This window comes from Pseudoalteromonas sp. G4 (assembly GCF_028875915.1).
GTDB lineage: Bacteria > Pseudomonadota > Gammaproteobacteria > Enterobacterales > Alteromonadaceae > Pseudoalteromonas.
Map to the genome: position 1 here is coordinate 22,668 of NZ_JAPEHW010000055.1, position 6,222 is coordinate 28,889.

Consider the following 6,222-nt stretch of genomic DNA (forward strand, 5'->3'; position numbering starts at 1 on the left):
CCTTACTCGTCAACGCCGTACTTTTTGTCTAACGCAGTCATCTGACGTACGTAAACAAAAATCAGGGCAACAAAGGTATAAATGGCGCCCTGCTGAGAGAACCAGAAACCTAATTTAAAACCAAAGAAACGGATTTCGTTAAGCGCATCGACAAATAAAATGCCGCAACCATACGCAACGACAAACCATACAGCTAAAAGCTTAAGCACCAGCGAAAGGTTTTCCGCCCAATATGCTTTGGCTTGATCATTATCTTTAAAAGCCATTTTTATATCCCCTAGTCATGCAAAATTGCACGTTAATTAATCGTCATCATTGACTCTAGCAACGCAAACGCAAGATTAAAGTGCGACCTTAGTCGTAACATTTTGTTAACTTAAGCGGGTAAGCAAAAACATTTATGAACATTAATTAAGCTAAAGTGAGTAAAATTAAGGCTTTCAAGGCCGCAAATATTACGTTTACGTAAACGTAATGAGCGACTTTTACCAGCACGTACGACATTAGTCGAATATGTTTGGTAAGTTTTGCATTGATTGAGCAAATTCAAGCGTTTGCAGTTAATTTGAATGGTGTGCACAGTTTCATCAAAAAATGATAAATTAGCTTAACTTCAGATAAGAATAATAAGAGTTACTATGACAATCGCGCTGATTTTTGTTGCCTTAGCCTATATTGGTGTGCTTTTTTGGCTCGCCAACTGGGGGGATAAAACCACTCCTTTGGCAAAAAAGATTAGTCACCACCCGTTTGTATACTCATTTGCGCTGGGCATTTATTGTACTTCATGGACATTTTACGGTGCGGTAGGAACAGCAGCCAATTCGGGATGGAGCTACCTGCCCATCTTGCTCGGTCCATCTCTGCTATTTCTATTCGGCCACAGCTTTTTACGTAAAATGATTTTGGTAAGTAAAAAGCAAAACATTACGACCATTGCCGATTTTATTTCAGCACGTTATGGCAAAAGGCAACTTACCGCCATCTTAGTTACTTTTATCGCGTTACTGGCTACTATTCCTTATATTGCATTGCAACTAAAAGCACTCAGCACCAGCTTTGTGCTTTTACAAAGTAATAGCGAAATATCAGGCAGCATGATGGCCTTAATGGGCACTCTTATTATGGCGATTTTTGCCATTTATTTTGGTACGCGCAAAGTGGATGTTACCGAGTACCGCTCAGGTTTAATGCTAGCAGTAGCGTTTGAGTCGATTGTTAAATTGATTGCGCTTGCAGCAGTAGCTGGTCTTTCATACTATGTTTTCACTAACTACCAAGATGGTATGTGGGATTACTTTGTAACGCAAATGGCTTTTGGTCAGTGGCAAAAAGAAGACTTTTTCAGTTTCAATTTTGTCGCACAATCATTAATGGCTGCTGCAGCTGTGATCTGTTTACCGCGCCAGTTTCATGTAACCGTTGTTGATAACCAAGATATTAATCATTTAAAAACCGCGCGTTGGGCGTTTCCATTATATTTATTACTCACCGCTGGCATTATTATTCCCATAGCAACAGCAGCGATGCACCCACAAATTGGTGGTAACGCAGCCGCCGACAGCTTTGTATTAGCATTGCCACTTGCGCAGCAGAGCAACTTTTTATCTACTTTTGTATTTATTGGCGGGTTATCTGCTGCCACCGCAATGATTGTAGTGGCAACACTTACACTCAGCACCATGATCTCAAATGACGTGGTGCTGCCACTGATGCTACGTCGTAAATTTAAGCGCAATTTAATAACCACCAGCTACAAACGTCGAATTTTATTAACCCGCCGCTTTACCATTGCGGTCATTTTAGGGCTCTCTTATCTCTACCAGCAATTGTTCGGTAACCAAGCAGCCCTTGCCAGTATGGGGCTTGTGGCATTTTCACTGGTAACTCAACTAATACCGGCCGTGGTTGGCGGGCTTTATTGGCGTAAGGGCCATGCAAATGGTGTTTATGCTGGTTTATTAGCAGGCTTTGCCTGTTGGATACTCTTTTTAATGCTGCCACTTTTTGAAGGGGGTGTTATTTCGAAAACGGCAATGCAACAAAGTGTAATTACTCAAGGTACTTTTGTTGCACTGATAGCCAATATCATTTGCTATATTGTTTTTTCACTAGGTGCTGACGAGCGTTTAGTTGACCGCATTCAAGCTGCTGCATTTGTAAACCCTAAAGAGCAGTTAAAACTCGACAAGCATCACAGCAAACAAATTAATGCCACGGTGTACGACTTAAAAGTACTACTGCAAACGTTTTTAGGTATTCAACGTTCCAAGCAACTAATTGTGCGCTATACCATGAAACATGACTTTGCCGACGACAACGATACACCCACCAGTGATTTTGTCGATTTTTGTGAGCGGGCGCTAACAGGTGTGCTTGGTGCATCGTCTGCTAGGGTTTTAATTGGTGCCGTTATTTCAGGCAAACAAATGGCTTTTGAAGAAGTTGTAAACTTCTTTGATGAAACCACGCAAGCTATTCAGTTTAACCAAAACCTATTATTTACCTCGCTCGAAAACCTCAGCCATGGCATTTCCGTTGTTGATAGAAACTTAAAACTAGTTGCCTGGAATAGACGCTACACCGAGCTATTTGAATACCCCGAAGGCTTTTTAGAAGTAGGCCAGCCGATTGAAGAAGTGATCCGCCATAATGTTAGTAAAGGCGAATGTGGCCCAGGTGAAATAGCTGCGCAAGTTAATAAACGCGTGCAGCATTTACGCAACGGCACGTCGCATCACTTTATTCGCCGCAGACGAAACGGCCAAGTAATCGAAATGATTGGTAACCCACTGCCCGATGGCGGCTTTGTAACTTGCTTTTCCGATATTACAACACACATTGAAACCCAACACGCGCTGGAAGAGGTCAATATCGATCTTGAGAATCGTATTGAAGCCCGCACATTAGAGATTCGCTCGATCAATGAAGATTTAGAAGCTCAGATTGAAAAGCGAATTGAAACCGAAGCGCAGCTTAATCAAGCCAAGCTTGAAGCAGAAAAAGCGAATGACAGTAAAACACGCTTTTTAGCGCTTGCTTCGCACGATATTTTGCAGCCTCTTAATGCAGCTAGATTATATTTAGCGGCGGTTGACCAAACCGAACTTTCAGATACCAACCTCAGTACCATGGAAAAACTGGGTGACAGTTTAGATTCAACCGTGCACTTAATGTCTGGTTTATTAGAAATTGCCAAATTAGAACAAGGCGCAATGACCCCTACCCCGCGCCACTTTCCAATTAACGATATTTTAGGTCCTCTAAGTAACGAGTACATTATTTTAAGCAAGGAAAAAGGCCTTAACTTTAAAGTGCGCAGCAATGACGCAATCGTCCATGCAGATACCACCTATTTACGCCGTATTATTCAGAACTTGGTATCAAATGCAGTGAAATACACCGAAACAGGTAAAGTGTTGGTTGCCTGTCGCAAACGTAAACATGAGTTACGAATTGAAGTATGGGATACCGGCCCCGGCATCAGTGAAGTTGAACAAGCCAAAGTATTTAATGATTTCTACCGCATTCAAAGCAACGACAATAAAGGCCTTGGCCTTGGCCTTGGCGTAGTTAAACGTATGGCCGACATGATGTCATTAAAGCTTGAGCTAAAATCAACGCCCAATAAAGGTAGCTGTTTTGCCATTGAAGTGCCTTACGGCGATATTAAGTTAGTGCAAGAAAAAACAACTAATAAAGTTATTCTTGATAACAAACAAACTCTTAATGTATTAGTTGTCGATGACGAGCAAGAAAACTTAGACGCTATGGGTGCCTTAATGCGTAAATGGGGCTGTGAATACAGTGCCTTTAATGCTGTTGAAAAAGTACTGGCGTTTGCCAATGAAAACGAAGCTCCGGACTTAATTTTGATGGATTACCAACTGAGTCATGAACTGGATGGCGTCTCGCTTATTGAACAGTTAAGAACGCACTGGCAAAGCAAAATTCCTGCGGTACTCATTACCGCAGTTCGCGATGATGAGTTAAAACGCAGTACCAAAGAAAAAGACATTCACTATTTGAGTAAGCCGGTTAAACCTGCAAAGTTAAAATGCGCCTGTAATTAGTTGGCGCATTTTTTATTTGGAGATAAATTGACATCTAAAATTGGTAATTTACACCCACACCAAATGTCACAGAATCTAAATCACCCATATCAAAATATTGAACACCTGCATCCATTCCTAAACCAAAATCCCAAACATATTGCCAACCTGCTTCTAAATACACACCGGTACCAGAGTCATCTAGCAATAACCTGTCATCTCGCGAAATTTCATAATCATAGAAATTAGCACCAACTTTCGCGTATAAACTGTTTCGCTTTGAAAGCGGCATAGCAGCTTTACCAGCAAGCACAAAATTTGTTACTTCTAGTTCATCTGCACCAATATTAAACATTGAGTCATTGCGGTCACGGCAAGTAAAACCATCATCAAAATCTTCACATTCCCAATCACTCTCATCAATACCAAAATTAAATCCCACTTCAAATGATAGTGTTTGATTGAATTTATAGTTGTAGTAAGAGTAAAAGTTAGTGTAATCCTCGTCTTTCGCGTTTTTCAGGTCAACATTACCTGAAGCAATCTTGCCACCAAAAGTGTGCCTTATTAATTCTGTTTGTTCTGCGGTATTTGCAAACACCGCCGTTGATGAAATAAGAGATAAAGCGACTAACGTGCGCGCTATTTTAGAAACTGCCATTTTGTGCTTCCTTTGCAAAATTAAACTAAGGCTAGTGTAGTGTGCTTTGTACCGAAAATATGTAAGCAATTGTCAGAAATGGTTAGCTACTTTTAACGCAAAAAAACGAAAACTTATAAAACAAAATTTACTGAAAATCCCCCTAAATTATTTATTAATATTTTTTATTGATTGCATAATTAAAATATATAAATATACACCCATTACTTTTGCTGTCTGGAACGAGGAACCATGAAAAAAGTACTGCTGGCAGAATGCCCTGATGAACCAGGCCTTATCGCTAAAATAACTAATCTCTGTTTTGAGCATAAGCTTAATATTATTCGCAACGACGAATTTGTAGACCGTGAAAGGCATCGATTTTTTATGCGCACCGCTCTGCAAGGAGATTTCGCAAATAGCAATCTGGTTGAGCAATTAACAGCTATTTTACCTGGCGGTTCAAATATCAGCTTAAAAGGGGAAGAAAAGGCCAAAGTGGTCTTGCTTGCCACCAAGGAAGCACACTGCCTAGGAGGCGTTTTGCTTAAATGCTTTGAAAGCGCCATGAATGTAGAAATTCAAGCGGTAATTGCTAACTACCCAGACCTAGAGCCTCTTGTAAAAGGCTTTGATATACCCTTTTATTGCATTAGCCATGAAGGCCTAACACGCGCGCAACACGACGCCAAAGTGGCTGCAAAAATTAATGAATTTAACCCTGACTTAATTGGCCTTGCCAAGTATATGCGTATTTTAAGCCCTGAGTTTGTGGCCGAGTTTAGCGGTAAAATCATCAATATTCACCACTCGTTTTTACCTGCGTTTATTGGTGCAAAACCCTATCATCAAGCATTTCAGCGCGGCGTAAAAATGATTGGCGCCACCGCCCATTTTGTTACCGATGAGCTCGACGAAGGCCCGATAATCGAACAAGATATTTGCCATGTAAACCACGCGCAAAATGCCGAAAAGCTAGCCGCACTTGGCCGCGATGTAGAAAAAAACGTATTCTGCCGTGCTCTACAGTGGGCAGCAGAGCAGCGGATATTTATTAATGGTAATAAAACAGTGGTGTTTAAGTAGCCATTCCAAGTAATTGCTTCAGTGTAAATCCTTAGCACTGATTAATATTCGATACGTTATTTGTCGCTGCTTTCGACAGCAGCCAAAGATGAAAAGTAACCGAAATGAAGTTTCACAGTACTTTGAAATGAGGTGTGTGACCTACATGGAAGTGGGCATTAGAATAATGCAAGATCGATTATCGAGATGACCGATGTAATCCCGCTTCATGGATGAATTGTTAACTCAGGTCATAACATAAAATCAACGACACTGATTACGTTTATTAATAATATAACTTGAAACTTTGTTTGTCGCGCTGGCGACAGCAGCCAAAGGGAGGCTATCGCCGGTCTCCCTTTGGAATCCCTCGGCGCCCCTAAATCAAACTCACTCTTCAAACATAATTTAAATATGAACATAAACGCCATCAAGCAACATCCCTGTCGCTACATGGCTTGCTCG

At 41.0% G+C, this 6,222-nt stretch carries 4 protein-coding genes; 2 read left to right on the plus strand and 2 right to left on the minus strand.

The window, feature by feature from the left end; genetic code table 11:
- Window positions 1-2 precede the first annotated feature (2 nt).
- Complete coding sequence (locus ON073_RS14700; protein ID WP_274762632.1) at window positions 3-266, minus strand: DUF4212 domain-containing protein; 264 nt, start codon at window positions 264-266, stop codon at window positions 3-5.
- Window positions 267-638: 372 nt separating this feature from the next.
- On the opposite strand from ON073_RS14700, the gene ON073_RS14705 reads away from it, so the two are divergent.
- Window positions 639-4,073, plus strand: coding sequence for a PAS domain-containing hybrid sensor histidine kinase/response regulator (locus ON073_RS14705; protein WP_274762633.1), 3,435 nt, complete (start codon window positions 639-641; stop codon window positions 4,071-4,073).
- Window positions 4,074-4,107: 34 nt separating this feature from the next.
- Here ON073_RS14705 and ON073_RS14710 read toward each other — a convergent pair whose 3' ends face one another.
- Entirely contained in the window at window positions 4,108-4,713 is a 606-nt protein-coding gene (locus ON073_RS14710; RefSeq protein WP_274762634.1) for an outer membrane beta-barrel protein, read from the minus strand.
- A gap of 231 nt (window positions 4,714-4,944) precedes the next feature.
- Here ON073_RS14710 and purU point away from each other — a divergent pair, with 231 nt between their 5' ends.
- A complete protein-coding gene (gene purU / locus ON073_RS14715; protein ID WP_274762635.1) occupies window positions 4,945-5,778 on the plus strand; it encodes a formyltetrahydrofolate deformylase in 834 nt (277 codons plus the stop codon).
- The last annotated feature ends 444 nt before the right edge of the window (window positions 5,779-6,222 follow it).

Excerpts from the sequence above, each read along its gene's own strand:
- ON073_RS14700 (WP_274762632.1), bottom strand. The coding sequence starts at position 266 with ATGGCTTTTAAAGATAATGATCAAGCCAAAGCATATTGGGCGGAAAAC.
- ON073_RS14705 (WP_274762633.1), top strand. The coding sequence starts at position 639 with ATGACAATCGCGCTGATTTTTGTTGCCTTAGCCTATATTGGTGTGCTT.
- ON073_RS14710 (WP_274762634.1), bottom strand. The coding sequence starts at position 4,713 with ATGGCAGTTTCTAAAATAGCGCGCACGTTAGTCGCTTTATCTCTTATT.
- purU (WP_274762635.1), top strand. The coding sequence starts at position 4,945 with ATGAAAAAAGTACTGCTGGCAGAATGCCCTGATGAACCAGGCCTTATC.